Source organism: Niveispirillum sp. CC-CTL257, assembly GCF_059489915.1.
Map to the genome: position 1 here is coordinate 1,550,734 of NZ_JCAJXE010000001.1, position 21,262 is coordinate 1,571,995.

The following is a 21,262-nucleotide window of genomic DNA, read 5'->3' on the forward strand; positions in this document are numbered from 1 at the left end:
TTTAGTGATATGTGCCAAAACGGAAACCGCCCGGCAGGTTTCCCCACCGGGCGGCATCAGCATCACTAAGCTCCTGAAACGGCTTAGTTCTTGGACTTGTCCACCAGCTTGTTGGCGGAGATCCAGGGCATCATGGCGCGCAGCTTGGCACCCACTTCCTCGATCGGATGCTCGGCCTCAATGCGGCGGGTAGCCTTGAAGGACGGGGTGCCGGCCTTGTTTTCAAGCATCCAGTCGCGCACGAAACGGCCGGACTGGATGTCCGTCAGCACACGCTTCATCTCGGCCTTGGTTTCATCCGTCACGATGCGCGGACCGGTGACATAGTCACCATATTCGGCCGTGTTGGAGATCGAGTAGCGCATGTTGGCGATGCCACCTTCGTAGATCAGGTCCACGATCAGCTTCACTTCGTGCAGGCACTCGAAATAGGCCATTTCCGGGGCGTAGCCGGCTTCGACCAGGGTCTCGAAACCAGCCTGGATCAGCTTGGTCAGGCCACCGCACAGGACAGCCTGCTCACCGAACAGGTCGGTTTCGCACTCTTCCTTGAAGGTGGTCTCGATGATGCCCGAACGGCCACCACCGACGGCGGAGGCATAAGACAGGGCGACGTCGAAGGCATTGCCCGAGGCGTTCTGGTGAACGGCGACCAGGCAGGGAACGCCGCCGCCCTTCTTATATTCACCGCGCACGGTGTGGCCGGGGCCCTTCGGGGCGATCATGAACACGTCCGTGTCGGGGCGTGGCTCGATCAGGCGGAAGTGGACGTTCAGGCCGTGGGCGAACGCAATGGCGGAACCCTGCTTCAGGTTCGGGCCGATCTCGTTGTTATACAGCTCGGCCTGATGCTCGTCCGGCGTCAGGATCATGATCACGTCGGCGGTGGCCGCAGCCTCCGCCGGGGTGACGCACTTGAAGCCGGCGGCTTCGGCCTTGGCGCGGGTCGGCGAATTGGCCTTCAGCGCGATGATCACGTCGGTTACGCCGCTGTCGCGCAGATTCTGGGCGTGGGCATGGCCCTGGCTGCCATAGCCGACAATGGCCACCTTCTTGCCCTTGACCAGGTTGACGTCGGCGTCGCGATCGTAATAGACGCGCATGGGAATGTTCCTTCGTTCTGCTCTGCTGTGGTCAGGTCCGGTCCCCGGCGCGGGGTCCCGGCATTGGGGGAAAGGGGTGATCTTAGAAGGTCGCGGTGCCGCGCGACAGGGCGGCAGCACCCGTCCGGCTGATATCGACCTCACCCAGCTGCTGCATCAGGTCGATGAAGCGGTTCAGATCCTCGGCGGTGCCGGTGATTTCGAACACAAAGCTGGAAATGGTGGCGTCCACGACGCGGGCCTTGAACACATCGGCGATGCGCAGGCTCTCCACCCGCTTTTCGCCATTGGCCACGACCTTGACCAGGGCCATCTCCCGCTCGATGAACGGGCCTTCCAGGGTCAGGTCCTTGACCTTGTGGACAGGCACCAGACGGTCCAGCTGCACCTTGATCTGTTCGATGATCATCGGCGTGCCGGAGGTGACGATGGTGATGCGCGACAGGCTGTCGCCGGCATCGATCTCGGCCACGGTCAGGCTTTCGATATTATAGCCACGGCCGGAAAACAGGCCGATAACGCGGGCCAGCACGCCCGGCTCGTTATCGACGAGCACGGAGATGGTGTGGCGACGAATGCTGGTATCTTGGGTCACGGGGCGAGGCTCCGGGAAAACTGGTCTTTATCGGGCGAAGGGGTTGGGGCGGCTGGTTTACACCAGCACCATCCCCTCCTCCGGCGTGGCCTCGGACACCTTGTCCGCGGGGCCCAGCAACATCTCGTTGTGGGCCTTGCCGCCGGGGATCATGGGGAAGCAGTTTTCCTTCTGATCCACGCACATATCGACGATGACCGGGCGCGGGATGGCGATCATCTCCGCGATGACATCGTCCACTTCCGATACTTTGGTGGCGCGCAGGCCCACGCCGCCGAAGGCATCTGCCAGCTTCACGAAGTCGGGCAGCGCTTCGGAATAGCTTTCGGAATAGCGGGAGCCGTGCAGCAATTCCTGCCACTGCCGGACCATGCCCATCCACTGATTGTTCAGGATGAAGACCTTGACCGGCAGGCGGTATTGCAGGGCCGTCGACATTTCCTGGATATTCATCTGGATCGACGCCTCACCGGCGACATCGATACACAGCGCGCCAGGATTGGCAATCTGGGCCCCGATGGCGGCCGGCAGGCCATAACCCATGGTGCCAAGGCCGCCCGAGGTCAGCCAGCGGTTGGGCTTGTTGAAGGGCAGGAACTGCGCCGCCCACATCTGATGCTGGCCCACCTCGGTGGAGATGAACACATCGTCGCGGCCCTGGATAGCGGCGCGCAGGCGTTCCAGCGCGTACTGCGGCTTGATGACCCTGTCGGTCTTGTCGTACTTCAGGCAGTCCTTAGACCGCCAGACCGCAATCTGGTCCCACCAAGCCTTCAGCGCCGCCTGATCAGCGCGCTTGTTGCGCGCCTTCCAGATGCGGATCATGTCTTCCAGGACATAGGCCGCGTCACCGACGATGGGCAGATCGACCCGGACATTCTTGTTGATGTTCGACGGGTCGATATCGATATGGATCTTCTTGGAATTCGGGCTGAATTCGCTGACCTTGCCGGTGACACGGTCATCGAAACGGGCGCCGACGCAGACCATCAGGTCACAGCCATGCATGGCCAGATTGGCCTCGTAGGTGCCGTGCATGCCCAGCATGCCCAGCCACTGCTGATCATGGGCGGGATAGGCGCCCAGCCCCATCAGGGTGGTGGTGCAGGGATAGCCAGTCATGCGCACCAGCTGCGTCAGCAATTGGCTGGCCACGGGGCCAGCATTGATGACACCGCCGCCGACATAGAAGATGGGACGCTTGGCGTTGGCCAGCATCTCCACCGCTTCCTCAACCTTGTTCAGGTCGGGCTTCACCTGCGGGCGGTAGCTCTTGGGCTGGCTTTCGCCGGGGGTACGATAGGTGCCGTCGGCGAACTGCACATCCTTAGGGATGTCGATGACGACGGGGCCGGGACGGCCATTCTTAGCCACATAAAACGCTTCGTGCAGCGTGCGGGCCAGATTGTTCACGTCCTTGACCAGATAATTGTGCTTGGTCGCGGGCCGCGTGATGCCGGTCGTGTCGCATTCCTGGAATGCGTCATTGCCGATCAGATGCGTCGGCACCTGACCCGTCAGGCAGACGATGGGAATGCTGTCCATCAACGCATCAACCAGACCGGTGACGGCATTGGTGGCACCAGGGCCGGACGTGACCAGCACGACGCCGACCTTGCCGGACGAACGAGCATAGCCCTCTGCGGCGTGGACGGCGGCCTGTTCGTGGCGAACCAGGATGTGCTTGATCTGGTTCTGTTTGAACAGCGCATCATAGATGGGTAGTACCGCCCCGCCCGGATACCCGAAGATCGTATCTACACCTTGGTCCCGAAGGGCCTTGATGACGATTTCCGCGCCGGAGAGGATGGTTCCCGAAGACATGGCAGACGCTTTCAAACAGTTCCAACAGGGTTGAAAAACGCCGCATCTCGCAGGGGCGAAAGGCGACGTGGCGGCACCCTAGACGGAACCGGAAAGATGGTCAACCGGTTTTGGCAATGATCTTAGTCATGCCTGTCATGATCTGGTCATAAAATTTCGCGAACGCGCCTTCGGATGCAAGTTCCGTCGAATCCAATCGCACTGCGGCAGGCATTTGGTTCCGAAACCATGTTAATTGCCGCTTGGCATAATTTCGCGTCAGTTGCTGTGCCTTGGCAATCGCAGTTTCCCGGTCCAGGGCACCGGACAGGATGGCAGCGATTTCGGGCACGCCCAGCGCCTTCATGGCAGGAAGCGCCGGATCCAGACCCTGAGCCATCAGGGCCGCCACCTCCGCTTCCGCCCCCTGCGCCAGCATGGTCAGGAACCGCTGGTCACATTGTGCGTAAAGACGCGGACGCGGCGGTTCCACGACCAGCGTGGTGAAGGACAGGTGCGTGGGGACATCGGTGGGCGGGGCGGCCTGCCAGTCGCTAATTGAACGACCTGTCGCCTGGATCACCTCCCATGCGCGTATCAGGCGCTGGCTGTCGGTCGGGTGCAGGCGCGCGGCGGTGGCGGGGTCCAACGCTGCCAGCCGGGCATGCAGGGCGGGGCTGCCGACCTCCGCCTGCAAATCCATGGCGGCCTGACGGACATCGGCGGGAATGTCGGGAATGTCGGACAGTCCCTGCATCAGGGAGCGCAGATAAAGCCCGGTGCCGCCCACCACGATGGGCAGGTGCCCGCCGGCATGCGCTCTGTCGACCTCCGCCAGCGCCAGTTCGCGCCAACGCGCCGCACTCATCCGCACCGACGCCGGCACGACACCATATAGTGTGTGCGGTGCCTCCACCTCGTCCACCGCCGACGGGCGGGCGGTGACGACGCGCAGATCGGCATAGACCTGCATGCTATCAGCATTGATCACCACGCCACCGGCACGCTTCGCCCAGGCCAGCGCCAATCCGGACTTGCCCGAGGCAGTGGGGCCGCCGATCACGAGGACGGGGCGTGCTGGCGCCCTACCCGTCGGTAGGTGGGAGTCGGTTTTCATAGGTTGAGGTGGTAATGCCCAATCGGGATCATGACAAGTGAGACAATACCAGCAGCACGCAGAGCGGCGCTGCCTGTTCAAGCATCCCCGCCTCCCGCCGCGCCCCATTGCGCTCCCGCCCCGCAGCGGCGATAAGGGCCGCAATCGACCACCCCAATTGGACGGGATATCCGATGCTGCGCCAAGTCTTGACCCTGATCGCCGATCCGGCTGTCTTCACGCTGGATGATGCCGTCGCCAAGAATGCGCGCGCCGCGCTGTCCGATCTGGGGGCGGAGACGGCACCGGCGGACTGGCTGGTGCCGGGCATTGCCTGCGATATCGGTTTCAACGGTCTGAACGATGACCAGGCACAGGCCGCGGTGGCCAAGGCGCTGGCGGGCAAGCCGGTGGATATCGTGGCCCAGCCCGTGGAGGGTCGGCGCAAATCCGTGCTGGTCGCCGATATGGAATCGACCATCATTCAGCAGGAAATGCTGGATGAGTTGGGGGATCTGGTCGGTGCCCGTGACCGCATTGCCGCCATCACCCACCGCGCCATGAACGGCGAGATCGATTTCAAGGGCGCACTGCGCGAACGTGTGGCGCTGCTGGCCGGCTTGGATGCCGGCGTGCTGACGGACATGATCGGTCGCATTACCTATATGCCAGGGGCCGCCACCCTGATCGCCACCTTGAAGAAGCACGGGGTCTATTGCGCTCTGGTATCGGGCGGGTTCAAGACCTTCACCGCACATGTGCGCGAAACCCTGGGCTTTGACGAGGATCAGGCCAATGACCTGATTGTCGAGGGGGGCAGGCTGGCCGGAACGGTGTTTGAGCCGATCCTGGACAAGGATGCCAAGCACCAGGCCCTGATCCGCATCACCTCGGCCCACCGCGTGCCCGTGGCGGCCAGCATCACCGTTGGCGACGGTGCCAATGACCTGCCTATGCTGATGGCCGCCGGCATGGGTGTGGCCTATCACGCCAAGCCCAGCGTAGCGGCCCAGGCGCGCGCGCGTATCGACCATGGCGACCTGACCGCCCTTCTCTATATTCAGGGATACAGGGCTGAAGAAATCGTGGTGGCGTAAGGCCGACGCCGGCGGCAGCATGGGCGGCGGAGATTTCCTGGATGGAGTGCCCCGCCCATGCCTGCCTTCCCCCTCGAAACATTGCTGCTGTTCATGGCCGCCGCCCTGGCGCTGAACCTGACGCCGGGTCCTGACATGCTGTTCTGCCTGGGCAGCGGGGCGCATCGCGGGCCGAAGGCAGGCATTGCCGCCTCGCTGGGCGTAGCCTGCGGGGCCATGGTCCATACAGCAGCGGCGGCCTTCGGACTGGCCGGACTGCTGATGGCCTCTCCCCTGCTGTTTGAGATCGTGCGCTGGACAGGGGCCGCCTATCTGGTCTGGCTGGCCTGGAACACGTTCCGCGCCGCACCGCCGGTCGCCGATGGTACGAAGGTCACGCAGCGGGATATCAGTCGTATCTTTCTGCGCGGGGCCGTTACCAATATGCTGAACCCCAAGGTGGCCATCTTCTTCCTGGCCTTCCTGCCGCAATTCATCGACCCCGCGCGCGGCAGCGTCGTGGTACAGGCTCTGGTCCTGGGCACGATGATGAATATTTCCGGCACCATCGTGAATGCCGCCGTGGGTGCGGGTGCGGGCGGCCTGGGCCGGCATCTGGCCCGCAACCCGGTGGCGGCAAAGGTGCTGAACTGGCTGTCCGGCACCGTGTTCCTGGGGCTGGCCGTCCGGTTGGGATTGATGAGCCGGGTTTAGGGAATGGTCAGGACCCCCGCCATCCCGGCGCGGATGGCGGCGCGGTCTTCCGCGGCTTTGTTCTGGGACAGCTTGGCCTTACCCTCCAGCTTCTCCACATGCAGGACGACGCCGACAATGCCGCGCAGCATGGCGGCGATATAGTCGGCGGGCGCATCACTGACCTGCCAGGGCCGCTCCCGTCCCGCCTCATGCCGGTTGGTCAGGCGGGTGACGATCTCCAGCAGGGCAACCGGGTCTTCCACCGCTTCCAGCCGTCCATGAACATGGATGCTGACATAGTTCCAGGTGGGCACAACCTTGCCCGTCTTCTGTTTCTCCACATACCAGGACGGCGTGACATAGGCGTCACCGCCTTGGAAGATGGCCAGTGACGGAACGGCGGGATCAAACCGCTTCCAATGCGGGTTGGCGCGGGCAACATGGCCGATCAGGCGGATGCCCCCGTTCGAACGATCCAGCAGCAGGGGCAGCGGGGTGGACAGCAATCCGCCCTCGCCGAGGCTGACCAGCGTGGCGAAGGACAGGGTTTCCAGCAGGTCGAGCGTATCGCTCTCTTCCATTTTGAAATGCGCAGGCGTGTACATCGGGCCTATCCACGGTTCTCTACCCCCTTTTCCTGACGCAAGTGCCGATCGCGCGCATTCATTGTCTTGTCACAAGGACAAGGTTGCATCCGGGCCGCCGCACCCGCAGCATTCATCGACATACGTACAGGGAGATGAGGATGCCCGGTTTCGGGGAGGCATTGCGGTTCTGGTTCTGGTTGGGCTGTGTCAGCTTTGGCGGGCCGGCGGGGCAGATCGCGCTGATGCAGCAGGAATTGGTGGATAAGCGGCGCTGGATCGACAGTACGCGGTTCCTGCACGGGCTTAACTTCGCCATGCTGTTGCCAGGGCCGGAGGCGCAGCAGTTGGCTACTTATATCGGCTGGCGTCTGCATGGGGTGTGGGGCGGACTGATGGCCGGGGGGCTGTTCGTGCTGCCCGGTGCCCTGGTGCTGCTTGGCCTGTCCTGGCTGGCGGCGGACCATGGGGATCTGGCCTGGGTAGCGGCCCTGTTCAACGGGGTAAAGCCCGTGGTCATCGCCATCATCGCCGCGTCCGTCTGGCGGCTGGGACGACGGACATTGAAGGGACCGGCACCGCTGCTGCTGGCGCTCGCCGCCTTTCTGGGCCTCTATCTGGGGCAAGTGCCATTCCCGGCGGTGATTGCGGTGGCGGCGCTGACCGGATACCTGTCAGCCAAGGCGGGACGCACATATTTCGCGCCGGCAGGCCATGGGATGGGTGACGATTTCGTCCCCGACGATCAGCCAATGGATCGGAGTGCGAACCGTCTTCTCCGTATGGCTGTCCTTTTCGCGGGCCTGCTGCTGGTACCTGTGGTCGCCACCGTGCTGCTGCTGGGCACCAATCCCTGGGCCGACATTGCCGACCTGTTCACAACGGCAGCCTTTGTCACCTTTGGCGGGGCCTATGCGGTGCTGCCCTTCATCGCCGAACGCGCGGTGGAGAATTACCAGTGGCTGACGCCTGCCGACATGGTGAACGGCCTGGCACTGGCGGAAAGCACACCGGGGCCGCTGATCCTGGTCACGCAATATGTGGGCTTCTTCGCCGGCTGGAACCATCCGGGTGGACTATCACCGCTGGCGGCGGGCATCACGGGTGCCGCCCTGACCACCTATGTCACGTTCCTGCCCTGCTTCTTTTTCATCTTCGCTGGCGCGCCCTATGTGGAGGCGTTGATCCACAACCGGGCGGCAGCCGGGGCGCTGGCCGCCATCACGGCGGCGGTGGTCGGCGTCATCCTGAACCTGGGCGTGGTTCTGGGGGAGACGGTGCTGCTGCCCTCAGGCCGGCTGGATTGGGTTGCCCTGCTGGTCGCCACCATCGCCCTGGTCGCCATGCTGCGCTTCAAGCTGGCGGTGCATTGGTTGGTGTTGGCGGGAGCGGCGTTCGGGTTGCTGCGGATGGCTGTCAGCTGAAACAAAAAGGGCACCCGACGGGCGCCCTTTCGTGCCGAGGATCAGTCCTCGAAATCTTCGTCGTCGTCCTTCGACTCCGGCCCGACATCCACATCAATCGGCACGCCAGGGGCGTATTTGGACTGGCGGATGGCCAGGGCCGATTTCACGTGGCTGACATTGGGCGCCGCCGTCAGCTTTGTGGTCAGGAAGCGCTGATAGCTGTCCCAATCGACGGCGACCACCTTCAACAGGAAGTCTGTCTCACCGGCCAGCATGTTGCACTCCCGCACCTCAGGCCAGGAATTGACCAGCGATTCGAAGCGCTTCAGATCGCTTTCCGCCTGGGACGACAGGCCGACCTGTGCGAAAACCGTGACATGGAAGCCCATGGATTCCGGATTGATGTCGGCATGGTAGCCCCGGATATAGCCTGCCTCTTCCAGCGCGCGCACGCGCCGCAGGCAGGGGGGAGCCGAAATGCCAGCACGCCGGGCCAATTCCACATTGGTCATCCGGCCGTCCGCCTGCAGGTCGCGCAGGATGCGCCGATCAATTCGGTCGAGTTTGACCCGCCGCATGGTGATTTTTTAACTCCAGGAGTTCTTGATTTGAGCAAGGATATTACACGGGACGGCTCAACCTGCAAGGGCGACCCGATTTGCGACACAAAATTTCCTGGGGACAAGTCTTCGCATACGTATGCGAACAACCAAACCCCAACCTGCTGGGTCGTTTCAGACGGGCGGGCCGGAATCGAGAACCCCTGTCTAGGTCTGGCGGAGGCACTGAACCTCACCCCTGTCGTGAAGCGGGTCCGGCTGCGTAACCCGTGGCGGCAAACCACACCCTATCTGCCCCTGCCCGGCCTCAACCTGCCGCTGGCCCCGGCATCAGACCGGCTGGACCCGCCCTGGCCCGACCTTCTGATCAGTTCGGGGCGGCAGGCGGTGGCCCTGTCCATGGTGGTGGGCCGGCGGTCGCCGGGCACGGTGCGAGTGCATATCCAGAATCCGGGCGTGCCGTTTGATCGCTTCGATCTGGTGTCCCTGCCCCGTCATGACGGCAAGAGAGGCGATAATCTGGTGGAAAGTATCGGCGCCATCCATCGCGTGACGGCGGCGAAGCTGTCGGCTGCCGCTCTTGAATGGGGCCATCTGGCGGAAGGACGGGCCCGTCCGCTGGTCAGCGTGATGATCGGCGGTTCCAACCGCTTCTGCCAATTGACGCCGCAGATGATGGCGGGCGTGGCAGCACAGCTGGCGGCGCTGGTGCGGGACCAGGGGGTGGGGATGCTGATCACCACATCGCGCCGCACAGGGGCGGAGAATGAAGCGATTCTCAAACAATCACTGGCGGGCCTGCCGGTCTTCCTGTGGGACGGGAGTGGCCCCAATCCCTATTTTGGGATGCTGGCCCTGGCCGACGCATTGATCGTCACATCTGACAGTGTGGCGATGGTATCGGAGGCGGCCAGCACGGGCACGCCCGTGCATGTTATCGACCTGCCTGGCAATGCGCCGAAATTCACCCAATTCCATGATGCCTTGCAGGCCGACGGCATCACGCGGCCCTTCCAGGGCCACCTTGAAAGCTGGACATACGAGCCGCTGGACGACACCGCCCGTCTGGCCGCGCGCGTCCGCGAACGGCTGGCGTTGCGATGAACGAAACCGGAAAAGCCAAAGGGCCGGCCCCTGATGGGTGCCGGCCCTTTTGGTTTGGAACGGATGGTGGGCGCGACAGGGATTGAACCTGTGACCCCTACCATGTCAAGGTAGTGCTCTCCCGCTGAGCTACGCGCCCATCCGTCCTTACCCTTTCTTTGCGTCGTCTTCGGCTTCGTTTCCGTCGCCGTCGTCGGCAGCGCCGTCGGGGTGGGCGTGCTTATAACCACCTGATCCGGGCATTGCAACACCCTCTTTTCAGAAAAATGCCGTTTTTTTTCGATCCCGGCCTGTTCGGGTGGCGGGGCATCTCACAATTCGATACATCTTTCAGTCATGAGCAGCACCACCCCCTCCCTGAGCAGCATGAAGCCGGCCGGTCGCCCCCTGGATGCCGGAATCGGGGGTAATGTGTTCTGTGTGCGGCGGCCGGCACGGGTGGAACTGCCCATCGTGCTGGCCTCTCCGCACAGCGGCCGCGATTATCCCGAAAGCTTCGTGGCGCATTCCCGCCTGGACGGCACGACGCTGCGCCGGTCGGAGGATTGCTTCGTCGACGAGATTTTTGCACCCGCCGTCGATCTGGGCGTGCCATTGCTGCTGGCGCTGTTTCCGCGTGCCTATCTGGACCCCAATCGGGAACCGTTCGAATTCGACCCCACCATGTTCGAGGGTGCCCTACCCTCTTATGTGAACAGCCGCAGCCCGCGCGTAGCGGCGGGGTTGGGCACCATTCCGCGCGTGGTCGCCAGCGGCGAGGAGATTTATGACCGGCGGCTGCGATTCGCAGAAGCGGTGGACCGGGTCGACCGCTGCTACTACCCCTATCACGCCGCCCTGCGCGGTTTGATCGATCAGACACGGGCCGCGTTTGGCTATTGCATCCTGATCGATTGCCATTCCATGCCCTCCATCGGGTTGCCGCCGGAAGCTGCGGCCAGCGGGTCGCTGGACATGGTGCTGGGCGATTGTTTTGGCAGCGCCTGCCATGCCGCTGTGACGGGGGCGGCGGAGGATGCGTTGACCGACCTTGGCTATATTGTTGGCCGCAACGCGCCCTATGCGGGCGGGTATACGACGCGCCATTATGGCCGGCCCGGCGACGGGGTGCATGCGCTGCAGATCGAATTGAACCGCTCCCTCTACATGGATGAGGTCGCCTTGGCACGCCGTTTTTATCTCCCGACCCTGGCGGATCATATGCGCCAGCTGGTGGCCCGTCTGGCGACCGTTCCCGCCGACAAGCTTCGCCCCCGCGCGCGGTGATCTGAACGGGGAGTGACAGGGATGAATATCCGCACCGCCACGGCGGCCGACGCCGCTGCCATCGCCGCCATCTATGCCCCGCACGTCAGTGAGGGCACGGCCAGTTATGAAAGTGTACCGCCGGACGCGGGCGAGATGGCGATGCGCATGGCAGCAATCCAGGCCCAGGGCTTCCCCTATCTGGTGGCTGAGCGGACCGGTCAGATTCTTGGCTATGCCTATGGCAGCCCGTTCCGATCCCGACCCGGCTATCGCTTCACGGTGGAGAATTCCATCTATGTGGCACCGGAAGCGCAGGGGGCCGGGGTGGGCCGCGCCCTGCTGAAGGCGCTGATTGATCAATGCACACGCGCCGGATATCGCCGCATGGTGGCCGTGATCGGCGATGGCAGCAATGAAGGATCGGTCGGGCTGCACCGGGCGCTGGGCTTCGAGCAGGCCGGCAGCATTCCCGGCCTGGGCGTGAAGCACGGGCGCTGGCTGGATTGGGTCATGATGGTGCGCCCGCTGGGCGACCCGGATGCACCGCCGCCGGGCCCCAATGACCATCCGGGATTGCCACTTCCGCTGTAACGCGCCGGTTTCCCGATCCCCGTTTCTGTTCTGACCAAAAGGATAGGTCGACGATGGCGGTCACACGCCCGCATGCCTGATAGGTTGTATTCCGGCGAGGACCGGCGCAATGGCGACCGGCACGAAGGGGAACCTGTGCGGCATGGGTGACAAACGTACATGGCTACGTTGGGTGCTGGCGGCACTGGCCATCGGGCTGACCGCCGGCCTGTGGGTCCAGTTCCGTGGAACCGCGCCGCGCCAGCATCTCAGCGTGGCGGAAAGCCGGCAGATGATGTCGGCCCTGATCTTTGTGGCAGAGGCGGAGGGCTATTTCGCCGATGAAGGCCTGACAGTAGAACTGGTCCCCGTCGCCAATGGCAAGGTGGCGATGGAAACGCTGCTGGGGGGCAAGACAGATCTGTCCCTGTCTTCCGATGTCCCCGCTTCCAACGCCATGATCGCCGGGAAGCCGATCCGCATCATCTCCACGGTCCAGACGTCGGATCGCGACGTCGTTATCGCGTCGCCGTCGGGCAGCGGGCTGACCCGACCGGAAGCGCTAGCAGGCAAGCGAATCGGTTACACGCCCGACACCAATTCCCAATATTTCCTGGACCTGATGCTGCTCCAGGCCGGCCTGCGGGACGAGGTCACGCTGCTGCCGTTTGAAAGCGGGGAAATCATGGCGGCCATGGCCCGGGGCGATATCGATGCCGCCTCGGTCTGGACCACTGTGCGTGTCGGGGCCGCTGCCCTGTTTCCGCAAGGGATCGACGTGCTGACGGCACCGGGCCTCTATACCGGCAGCTGGGTCCTTTCGGCGCGCAAGGATGTGGTGGATGCCAAGCATGATGCGCTGGTGCGGTTCGTGCGCGCCCTGCTGGCGGCAGAATGGTCCATCCTGCGCGACCGGGAGAAGGCGATACCCATCGTGGCCGCCGCCACCGGCATTGATGAGACGCTGGTCCGGCGGCATTGGGAAAGCTATGGTTTCACCTTACGGCTGGATCAGGCATTACTGCTGTCCATCGAAGGCCATGTCCGCCGGGCCGGCGGCAATCCGGGACCGGAAATGCTGGGACATCTGCAAAGCGACATCCTGAGGGCGGTGGACCCCACGCGGGTCACGGTGCTGGACTGACAGGATGAGCATCCGGCGGCGGATCACCACGACCCTGGTCTTCGCGGCGCTGGCCGTCAGCGTTTCCACGGCGTCGGCCATCTGGTCGTGGAAATGGATGGGCATCTACACGGCGCGGGTGACCGAGGCGCAGTCGGTGGTGCGCAGCGTCTTCGAATTGAGCCTGCTGGTCCACGATTTTGGAGACAAGGGTAGCGAGCGCGCCCTGTTCCAATGGCACCGCCAGCATGACCGCCTGACCGCCGAGCTGGCACGGTTGCAAGTCGAATTGACCGATCCGGCCGATCAGGCGCTGCTGCGCCGACTGTCGGCCGATAATCTGCTGATGCAAGACGGCATGACACGGCTGGCGCAGGCGCGACTGAACCCGGATGCGGCCCGCATCGCTCAGGATACGTTGCAACTGCGCTATAACGTGATGGCGTCGGATGCAGACCGTCTGGCGGCGCAGGCCAATGAGCGGGTGTATGCACGCGGTCGCCTGCTGCTGGTGTTGCAGGTGCTGCCGCTGCTGCTGCTGGCCATCACGGTCGCCGCCGCCATGGCCGCCAGCCAGCGCGTGATCAGGGGCCTGAACCGCATCGCCGACGGCATGGCCACCATCGGCCAGGGACGACTTGACCACCGTCTGGATGTGACGGGCAAGGACGAGTTCGCGGTGCTGTCGTCAGGCGTCAACCATATGGCCGAACAGCTGCAGACCCTTTACGCCGACATTGCCGGCAAGGTGGAGGCGCTGTCCGTCGCCAAGGTACAGGCCGAAGTCGCCGAACGTGCCAAAAGCGCCTTTCTGGCCAATATGAGCCATGAAATCCGCACGCCCTTGAATGCCATCATCGGGTTCGCCGATCTGTTGCGCGACGAACGGGCACCGGTGGCGGAGCGGGAGAAATGGCTTTCCCTGCAGATGGAGGCGTCGCGCGCCCTGGTCGCCATTGTCGATGACATCCTGGACCTGTCGAAAATCGAGGCGGGGCGGCTGGAGCTGGAGATGGGGCCGCTTGCCCCCGCGGGGCTGGCCGAAAGCTGCGTGGCCCTGCTGAGCCCGCGCGCCGCTGACAAGGGCCTGTCGATCCGGGCGGAGATTTCCGACGATCTGCCGAAATGGGTGCTGGGTGATGCCGCTCGGTTGCGGCAAGTGCTGCTGAACCTGCTATCCAACGCTGTGAAGTTCACGTCGGACGGAGAGGTGGTCCTATCCGTCACCCGAACCGGTGTGCAGATGCGATTCACGGTCACCGATACCGGCATGGGCATTCCCGCTGATCGGTTGAAGCATCTGTTCATGCCCTTCACACAACTGGACGCGTCGGTGACACGCCGCTTCGGCGGCACGGGCCTGGGTCTGGCGATCACCAAGCGTCTGGTGGAGGCCATGGAAGGCCGCATCGATGTGCAAAGCCAGCCCGATATCGGCAGCCGGTTCGAGGTCACCCTGCCGCTGGCCATCGCCGCCGCCCCCCCCCTGGAGCCGGAGCCAGCGGCGGTAATCGCCGCCCTGCCCTCCTACCGGCCCTTGTCGATCCTGCTGGCCGAGGATGTGTTCGCCAACCAGATGCTGGTCCGCGCCATCCTGGAGAAGGCCGGACACCGGGTAACGGTGGTGGAGAACGGGGCGGAGGCGGTGCAGGACGTCACGCGCGGAGATACCGTTTACGATCTGGTGCTGATGGATGTGCAGATGCCGATCCTGGACGGGATGGAAGCGACGCGCCGCATCCGGCAAGCGGGGCACACCCTGCCCATCCTGGCGCTGACCGCCAATGTCCTGCGTGAGGAGCGTGACGCCTGTCTGGACGCCGGAATGAATGGCCATATCGCCAAGCCGGTGACGCCGCAGGCCCTTAACCAGGCCATTGCCGACATTGCCGGCTTCCGCCCGACAGCCATGGAAACCGCCCACCAGACCGAACCGGTGACAGCGCCGGAGGAGACGGCACCGCCACTGGATCAGGATATCCTGGATAACCTGCTGCTGGTGGTGGGGGAGGAGATCGGGGCGCAGCTTCTGAACGATGCGCTGACATCCTTCTGCGCGCGGGTGGACATGATCATGGCGGCAGGTGACGATCTGCACCGGATCGAGCGTGAAGCGCATTCGCTGGTATCCGCTGCTGGCAATCTGGGCTTCATGCCGCTGTCACTGCATTGCCGCGCCTTGATGATTGCCGCCGATGCGGGCGATAAGGCCGAGGTCACGCGTCTGACCGCCACGCTGCCCGCCCTCTGTTCGGCGGCGATTGCCAGGGGAAGGCAGATGGCCGAACAGTTGACCGCAGCCGAGGCCGGGGTATAGGCCCTTAGCGCCGGAAATCGGCCAGCGAACGGCGGGCGGCATGTTCGGGTACTTCCACCCAGTCGCCGATCAGGTCGCCAGACAGGAAATTGATCCCCGCCTCCTCGCACAGCCGTTCCATGGCGAGACTATCCACACCCTCCACCGAGGTCGATAGCCGGTTCTTGGCGGCGACGGCACCGAAGCGCAGAAGGTCGGTGCGGGCACGGTCCACGGAAAGACCGGACGGCAGGTAAGCTGCCGCCACGCGGGCACCGGCGGCAGCCAGGGTTGGCAGGTCGTTGCTGACCGTTTCAACAACAACCATGGTTGTGCGGCCATAGGGACGCACAGCCCCTACCAATTCCGACAGCCGCCCGGTGGGAACGCCCGCCGGGACGCCGTAGAGATGATAGGTCATGAAAGGCCGCATATGGGCGGGAATGGACTGCAGCACCGCCACTACTTCCCGCCGGCGGCCCAGCACCGCCAAGCTTTCGAAATGGATGGGCACGGACAGGAAGAAGCGGAAACGGTTCTCATAGAGTTCCAGGGCGGTGCCCACTGCTTCCTGGATCAGATGCAGGTCCAGGGCCAGAATCTGTTGCGGATCCTCCGGGTCTTCCAGGCAATCATAGGCCCAGAGGGGGCTGCGGCCCGGACGGGAACGGCAGGTGCGCGCGATGAAGGTGGAGACGACCTGCTGCTTAACGTCCCAGACGGGACGGTAGCGTACCTCCAGCGGCCCCAGCTTTTCCTTCTGAGATGGCAGAGCGCCAGCAACCCGGTCATAGGCAGCATTGCCGAGAATATCGGCCTGCGCCAGCTGTCCGGCGGCATCTTCCAGCATTTCTTTAAGGCTGGCCGGCACCAACATCACATCCGACCCGATCTCATGCACGGCGGTGCGCACCGTGATGGAAGCAGTATCCGCCTCCCCCAGCAGCAATATCTGCAACTCCTCCACGACCTTGGCGCAGATCAGGCGGGCCTGTTCGGGACCCAGTTGGGCAAAGACCACAACATAGGCTTCCCCGCCATGGCGGAACCAAGTGTCATGGGGGGACAGATACTGGTCCAGTAGTTTCGACGTGACCACATGCACCCGATCAGCCACAGGCGCCCAGCGCCCACCCAGACGATCGCGCAGGCTTTCCAGCCCCATCAGATGGATGCTGCCTGCCTGGGCCGGGTCGCGGCGTGAGAAAATGCGGCGCAGCGCATCGGCGGCGTTCGCGTCGGCCAGGGGAGGTCCGGCATCTTCCTGTTGTTTACAAGAGGAAACCTTGCGCGCGGACCCATTGGTACGGGCCGGGGCGCGTTCAGCGCCTTCGCCACGAATAGAAGCCAACACCCTCCCGACCAGCCTGAGCATGGGGAGCCGCCTTTCCGTATGTGAGGATTTGCTGATCCTACACCCGGCTTGTTGCCAGCGGGAAACGCAAAGGGTTATAGAGCAAACTTTTCAGTCGGGCGAACCACCACGCAGATTGACCCCCTGGCGCACGAAATCGGTGCGGGAGCGGCGAACGACATGTTCGGGCACATCCACCCAGCCGCCGATCAGGTCCCCTGACAGGAACCGCACGCCCGCTGCCTCGCACTGGTCTTCCATGGCAAGGCTGTCCACGCCCTCCACCGCCGGCATCAGGCGATGCCGCAGGGCCTGGGTTGCGAAGCGCAGAACCTCCGGTGCCCAGCGGTCTACTGACGCGCCGGGCGGCAGGGTCAGGTTGACGACACGGATACCTGCGGCCTCTGCCGCCGACAGGTCCGCCGTGGGGCTGGCCACCTCCATCATCACGGTGCGACCGAAAGGCTTCAGCGCGGAAACCAGCTCCGACAGCCGGCCCGTCGGCACCCCATCGGGCACCGCCCACAGATGATAGGTCATGAAGGGCAGCAGGTTACGGGGGATGCTGCGCAGGACCGCCATTACCTCCTGCCGGCGGGACGTGACAGCAAGACTTTCGAAATGCAGGGGCAAGGACAGGAAGAAGCGGAAACGGTTCTCATACAGTTCCAGGGCCGTCTCAATCGCCTCCCGCGCCACATGCAGGTCCAGCGCCAGGATGCCGGCCATATCCTCCGTATCATCCAGGCAGTCGTAACCCCAGATCGGCGCGCGCCCCGCCCGTTCCCGGCAACAGCGCGCCATGTAGAGCGACAAGACCTGCTTCTGCACGTCCCATACTGGGCGGTAGCGCACCTGTGGCGGGCCTGCCCGCGCCATCAGGGGGGCCCGGAACCCCTCTGGCCGCACCGTGATAGGACCGGCCAGCGCCACGTCGGCGGCGGCCTGGGTCCGCACTGCGGACAGCATGTCCTTCAGGCTGGTTGGCACCAGCAGCACATCCGACCCGATCTCCCGCGTGGCGGTGTGGACACGGATGCTTTCCGTATCGGCATGGCCCAGCAGGACGACCTGCAATTCCTCCATCACCTTGGCACAGATCAGGCGGGCCTGTTCGGCACCCAGTTGGGCGAAGACGACGACATAGGCCTCCTCCCCATGCCGGAACCAGACATCGTGCGGCGTCAGATGCTGATCAAGGAGCTTGGCCGTCAACTGATACACCCGCGCCGCCACTGCCGGCCACCGGGACCCCAGCTGTTCATGCAGCCCGCCCAGGCCCAGCAGATGGATGCTGCCGGCCTGCGTCGGGTCACGACGGTCAAAAATACGGCGCAGCTTGGCCGACAGGTCGGGATCATGGCCATCGGCCATGTCTGGTGGCGGCGGGGGTAGGCTCTCCTCTGCCGGGACCGGCGGCGTAAGGGGCATGGAAGGGCGCGGGCGATTATAACGCGGGCGCGGATATGGCGCCATGCCAGCGACACCGGCGGCGTCTTGACCACCGCTGCCAAACAGACCCTTGAAGATTGACGCCATGAATTTGCGCATTGGCCGGCACCCCGCCCGGACATGATGTCCATGACATCCATGTTCGCCTGTTCCACGAACGGGTCAAGCTGACCTTCCGATTGTCTATATGGGATACGAGACCTGATCTGGATCAATGCGGCCAACCAACCATTCAGGCATGTAAGGGCCAGGAAACGCATTCCGTCGCATGGAAAGGGATGGAAACGCTATGATAGACGCCGACACAGGCCCGGGACGCACCCGCCCGCCCCTGACGGGCATTGAACGCCCGTTCCAGGATGACGAAATCATCGTCACCAAGACCGATAAGGGCGGGCGCATTACCTATGCCAACCGCACCTTCCTGCGCGTTGCGGCCCTGACGGAGGATCAGGCCCTGGGCAAGCCCCACAACCTGATCCGCCATCCCGACATGCCGCGCGTCGTGTTCAAGCTGCTGTGGGATACGCTGGGCGCGGGGAACGAGATCTTCGCCTATGTACTGAACCGCGCGGTGAATGGCGACCATTACTGGGTCTTCGCCCATGTCACCCCGTCGCGCGATACCGGCGGCAACATCATCGGCTTTCATTCCAGCCGCCGGACCGCCGACAAGCGCATCGTCAACGACATTATCAGCCCCCTCTACAAACAGCTTCTGGCCGAAGAGGCCAAGCATGGCCGCGTCCGGGAAGGCATGGCGGCCAGTGAAGCAATGTTGACGGGTCTTCTGCGCGACCGGGGTGTGAGCTATGAGCAACTCATCTTCTCTCTTTAAGGCCCGGCTGACGGGTGTCGCGGTTCTGGTCGGGTCAGTCATCGATCTGGCTGGCAATGCGCTGGGCTGGCACATTATCGCCATGGGCGGCGGGGTCATCACCCTGCTTGCGGCCCTGGCCAGCTTTTACTATCTGGCCCGCGTGGACCGGGTGCTGGACGGCGCGGGCCGGGTGCTGGACCGGCTGGCACAAGGCGATTACGAAGCACGGGTCATCGGCATCAAGGAGGGGGGGCCACTGGGCGAGCTGCTGCATCGGATCAATGATGTCACCGACCGGGCCGACGCCTTTGTGCGGGAGGCCACGGCCTCCCTTCAGGCCATCACCAACCAGAACTATCACCGCCGCGTGGTCGAGAAGGGGATGCTGGGCACGTTCCTGGTGGGTAGCCGCGCCATCAATCAGGCCAACAACGCCATGACCGAAAAGGTCACGGGTTTCCGCCGCATCGCCGATGCATTTGAAAATACCGTGAAATCCGTCGCCGACGATCTGTCAGCCTCGGCCCATGAAATGCAGGGTGCGGCCAACACCATGACCCATGCAGCAGAAGGCACCAACCATGAAAGCATGGCGGTGGCCAGCGCCGCCGAACAGGCCAGTTCGAATGTGCAGACCGTCGCCGCCGCCGCCGAGGAGCTGACGGCGGCCATAAGGTCCATCACCGAACAGGTGGACCGTTCGCGCGATATCACCAATGCCGCCGTGGGACGGGCGCGCGCCGCCAATGACCGCGTCGCCACCCTGTCCGCCGCTGCCATCCGTATTGGTGAGGTGGTAGGGCTGATCCAGGAGATTGCAGCGCAGACCAATCTGCTGGCCCTTAACGCCACAATTGAGGCGGCAAGGGCGGGAGAGGCCGGCAAGGGCTTTGCCGTCGTGGCATCGGAGGTGAAGAACCTGGCCGGACAAACGGCCCGCGCGACCGAGGATATTCAGACTCAGGTCGCCGATATCCAGGCCGCCACCCAATCCGCCGTGGACAGCATCAACGAGATCACCCAGGTCATCGCCGATGTGAACGGCACGACGGTGAACATCGCCGGTGCCGTCGATGAACAGGGAGCGGCGACGGCGGAGATCGCCCGCAACGTGGAACAGGCGGCGGTGGGCACGCGGTCAGTATCGGAACGCATCGCACAGGTGACACGCGCCGCCTCTGAAACCGGTGCCGCCTCCACCCAGGTGCTGGGTTCGGCAGAACGTCTGGCGCACCGGTCCGAACAGCTGGGCCAGGCCATGGGCGATTTCCTGACAGCCCTGCGCAAGGTGATTTGAGGAAACCTCCATTCGCCCGGAAAATCATGCGATTTCCGGGCGAATGGGGTTTGATCTTTTCCTGGTGCGACACCAGATCAAAGCGACCTGCATGAACGGGAGGTCTGCCATGTCGCTTCATCTTACCCGCCGCACAATCCTGAACAGCACCGCCGCATTGGCAGGGGCCGGAATCGTCGCCCCGCTTCTGTCGCTGCCGGCCTTTGCCGCCCCCTCCGTGGGGCAGGCCGCACCCGGCTTCACGGGCACCGATGTCGATGGCAAGACCGTCTCCCTGGCCGATTACAAGGGCAAGCTGGTGATCCTGGAATGGACCAACCATGGCTGCCCCTTCGTCCGCAAACATTATGATTCGGGCAATATGCAGGCCATCCAGGCTGAGGCCACCAAGGCCGGTGCCGTGTGGTTGACCATCATCAGCTCCGCCCCCGGCGAACAGGGCCATGTCAGCCCCGCTGACGCCAAGGCCCGCGCCGCATCGGAGAAATGGGCCGCCAGCACGACCATCCTGGACCCCAGCGGCACCATCGGTCGCGCCTATGCCGCCAAGACCACGCCGCACATGTTCATCATCGGCACCGATGGCACCTTGCTCTACGACGGTGCCATTGATGACAAGCCGACGGCGGAAAAGGCCGACATCCCCGGTTCGAAGAATTATGTGCGCACCGCCCTGGCCGAGATTGCGGCGGGCAAGCCCGTCAGCAATGCCACGACGCGCGCCTATGGCTGTGGGGTGAAATACGCGAAGGCCAGCGCCTGATCCGGTAAAGCCGCCAACACATGTTAGGCGGCTTCCATTTCAGTCTACCATACAGGTAATTTCACTACCTTCTGGACAGAAAAAAAGGCCGTGGCATTGCCACGGCCTGAGTTTAGGGAGGAAACGCCCAAGAAGTGCGTTACGACAGAGGGCATAGGGCCGTGTCGCAAGACAGACTATGCGCGCCTCAAATCCATTGTGCAAGTGCAAAATCAGACAAGGGCCATGCGGACAGGTTCTAGCGCGACCAAGGGAAACAGGGGCTTACCGGGCACCCTACCAAAGTCGAATCCTGCTGCATCGCAACACGAACCGC

19 protein-coding genes and 1 tRNA gene are annotated in these 21,262 nt (G+C 63.8%); 11 read left to right on the forward strand and 9 right to left on the reverse strand.

The features are described from left to right. Positions 1–83: 83 nt before the first annotated feature. From ilvC to miaA, 4 genes are all read right to left on the reverse strand, one after another. Positions 84–1,103, reverse strand: coding sequence for a ketol-acid reductoisomerase (gene ilvC, locus ABC729_RS07450; protein ID WP_495606998.1), 1,020 nt, complete (start codon positions 1,101–1,103; stop codon positions 84–86). Between the two features lie 82 nt (positions 1,104–1,185). Next, entirely contained in the window at positions 1,186–1,698 is a 513-nt protein-coding gene (ilvN, locus tag ABC729_RS07455; protein ID WP_495606999.1) for an acetolactate synthase small subunit, read from the reverse strand. Positions 1,699–1,755: 57 nt separating this feature from the next. Next, positions 1,756–3,522 carry an acetolactate synthase 3 large subunit gene (locus ABC729_RS07460; protein WP_495607000.1) on the reverse strand — a complete coding sequence of 589 codons (1,767 nt, stop codon included), beginning with the start codon at positions 3,520–3,522 and terminating at the stop codon, positions 1,756–1,758. A 100-nt stretch (positions 3,523–3,622) separates the two neighbouring features. Further along, the gene (gene miaA, locus ABC729_RS07465) at positions 3,623–4,564 is read right to left on the reverse strand and encodes a tRNA (adenosine(37)-N6)-dimethylallyltransferase MiaA (RefSeq protein ID WP_495607001.1); all 942 of its coding nucleotides are present in this window, start codon (positions 4,562–4,564) and stop codon (positions 3,623–3,625) included. Between the two features lie 230 nt (positions 4,565–4,794). Between miaA and serB the strand changes: the two genes are divergently transcribed. Both serB and ABC729_RS07475 read left to right on the forward strand, forming a co-directional pair. Then, positions 4,795–5,694, forward strand: a complete 900-nt coding sequence (serB, locus tag ABC729_RS07470) for a phosphoserine phosphatase SerB (RefSeq protein ID WP_495608654.1) — start codon at positions 4,795–4,797, stop codon at positions 5,692–5,694. 57 nt (positions 5,695–5,751) lie between these two features. Further along, positions 5,752–6,387 carry a LysE family translocator gene (locus ABC729_RS07475; RefSeq protein ID WP_495607002.1) on the forward strand — a complete coding sequence of 212 codons (636 nt, stop codon included), beginning with the start codon at positions 5,752–5,754 and terminating at the stop codon, positions 6,385–6,387. Here the strand turns inward: ABC729_RS07475 and ABC729_RS07480 are convergent. Continuing rightward, complete coding sequence (locus ABC729_RS07480) at positions 6,384–6,974, reverse strand: FMN-binding negative transcriptional regulator (protein WP_495607003.1); 591 nt, start codon at positions 6,972–6,974, stop codon at positions 6,384–6,386. The genes ABC729_RS07475 and ABC729_RS07480 overlap by 4 nt on opposite strands. A gap of 140 nt (positions 6,975–7,114) precedes the next feature. Here ABC729_RS07480 and chrA point away from each other — a divergent pair, with 140 nt between their 5' ends. Continuing rightward, on the forward strand, positions 7,115–8,377 hold the full coding sequence (gene chrA / locus ABC729_RS07485) for a chromate efflux transporter (RefSeq protein WP_495607004.1): 1,263 nt from the start codon (positions 7,115–7,117) through the stop codon (positions 8,375–8,377). A 41-nt stretch (positions 8,378–8,418) separates the two neighbouring features. On the opposite strand, the gene ABC729_RS07490 is transcribed toward chrA, so the two are convergent. Next, positions 8,419–8,937 (reverse strand): Lrp/AsnC family transcriptional regulator, encoded by a 519-nt coding sequence (locus ABC729_RS07490; protein WP_495607005.1) that lies wholly within the window; start codon positions 8,935–8,937, stop codon positions 8,419–8,421. 174 nt (positions 8,938–9,111) lie between these two features. On the opposite strand from ABC729_RS07490, the gene ABC729_RS07495 reads away from it, so the two are divergent. After that, complete coding sequence (locus tag ABC729_RS07495; protein ID WP_495608655.1) at positions 9,112–10,023, forward strand: mitochondrial fission ELM1 family protein; 912 nt, start codon at positions 9,112–9,114, stop codon at positions 10,021–10,023. Between the two features lie 64 nt (positions 10,024–10,087). On the opposite strand, the gene ABC729_RS07500 is transcribed toward ABC729_RS07495, so the two are convergent. Next, positions 10,088–10,162: transfer RNA gene (locus ABC729_RS07500), tRNA-Val, on the reverse strand. Positions 10,163–10,359: 197 nt separating this feature from the next. Here ABC729_RS07500 and ABC729_RS07505 point away from each other — a divergent pair. The 4 genes from ABC729_RS07505 (at position 10,360) to ABC729_RS07520 (ending at position 15,281) form a co-directional block, all read left to right on the forward strand. Further along, complete coding sequence (locus tag ABC729_RS07505; RefSeq protein ID WP_495607006.1) at positions 10,360–11,289, forward strand: N-formylglutamate amidohydrolase; 930 nt, start codon at positions 10,360–10,362, stop codon at positions 11,287–11,289. A gap of 21 nt (positions 11,290–11,310) precedes the next feature. Next, entirely contained in the window at positions 11,311–11,862 is a 552-nt protein-coding gene (locus ABC729_RS07510) for a GNAT family N-acetyltransferase (protein ID WP_495607007.1), read from the forward strand. A 142-nt stretch (positions 11,863–12,004) separates the two neighbouring features. Then, on the forward strand, positions 12,005–12,985 hold the full coding sequence (locus ABC729_RS07515) for an ABC transporter substrate-binding protein (protein WP_495607008.1): 981 nt from the start codon (positions 12,005–12,007) through the stop codon (positions 12,983–12,985). A gap of 4 nt (positions 12,986–12,989) precedes the next feature. Beyond that, the gene (locus ABC729_RS07520; RefSeq protein ID WP_495607009.1) at positions 12,990–15,281 is read left to right on the forward strand and encodes an ATP-binding protein; all 2,292 of its coding nucleotides are present in this window, start codon (positions 12,990–12,992) and stop codon (positions 15,279–15,281) included. 4 nt (positions 15,282–15,285) lie between these two features. Here ABC729_RS07520 and ABC729_RS07525 read toward each other — a convergent pair whose 3' ends face one another. Next, positions 15,286–16,611 carry a nucleotidyl cyclase domain-containing protein gene (locus ABC729_RS07525; RefSeq protein WP_495607010.1) on the reverse strand — a complete coding sequence of 442 codons (1,326 nt, stop codon included), beginning with the start codon at positions 16,609–16,611 and terminating at the stop codon, positions 15,286–15,288. 114 nt (positions 16,612–16,725) lie between these two features. Continuing rightward, positions 16,726–18,045: a hypothetical protein gene (locus ABC729_RS07530; RefSeq protein WP_495607011.1), complete on the reverse strand. Its 1,320-nt coding sequence runs from the start codon at positions 18,043–18,045 to the stop codon at positions 16,726–16,728. A gap of 310 nt (positions 18,046–18,355) precedes the next feature. Here ABC729_RS07530 and ABC729_RS07535 point away from each other — a divergent pair, with 310 nt between their 5' ends. The 3 genes from ABC729_RS07535 to ABC729_RS07545 all read left to right on the forward strand — a co-directional run bounded on the left by ABC729_RS07535 (position 18,356) and on the right by ABC729_RS07545 (position 20,946). Continuing rightward, positions 18,356–18,904, forward strand: a complete 549-nt coding sequence (locus tag ABC729_RS07535) for a PAS domain-containing protein (RefSeq protein WP_495607012.1) — start codon at positions 18,356–18,358, stop codon at positions 18,902–18,904. Beyond that, on the forward strand, positions 18,879–20,183 hold the full coding sequence (locus tag ABC729_RS07540) for a methyl-accepting chemotaxis protein (RefSeq protein ID WP_495607013.1): 1,305 nt from the start codon (positions 18,879–18,881) through the stop codon (positions 20,181–20,183). The genes ABC729_RS07535 and ABC729_RS07540 overlap by 26 nt, the downstream gene beginning before the upstream one ends. 109 nt (positions 20,184–20,292) lie before the next feature. Next, entirely contained in the window at positions 20,293–20,946 is a 654-nt protein-coding gene (locus ABC729_RS07545) for a thioredoxin family protein (RefSeq protein WP_495607014.1), read from the forward strand. Positions 20,947–21,262 lie beyond the last annotated feature (316 nt).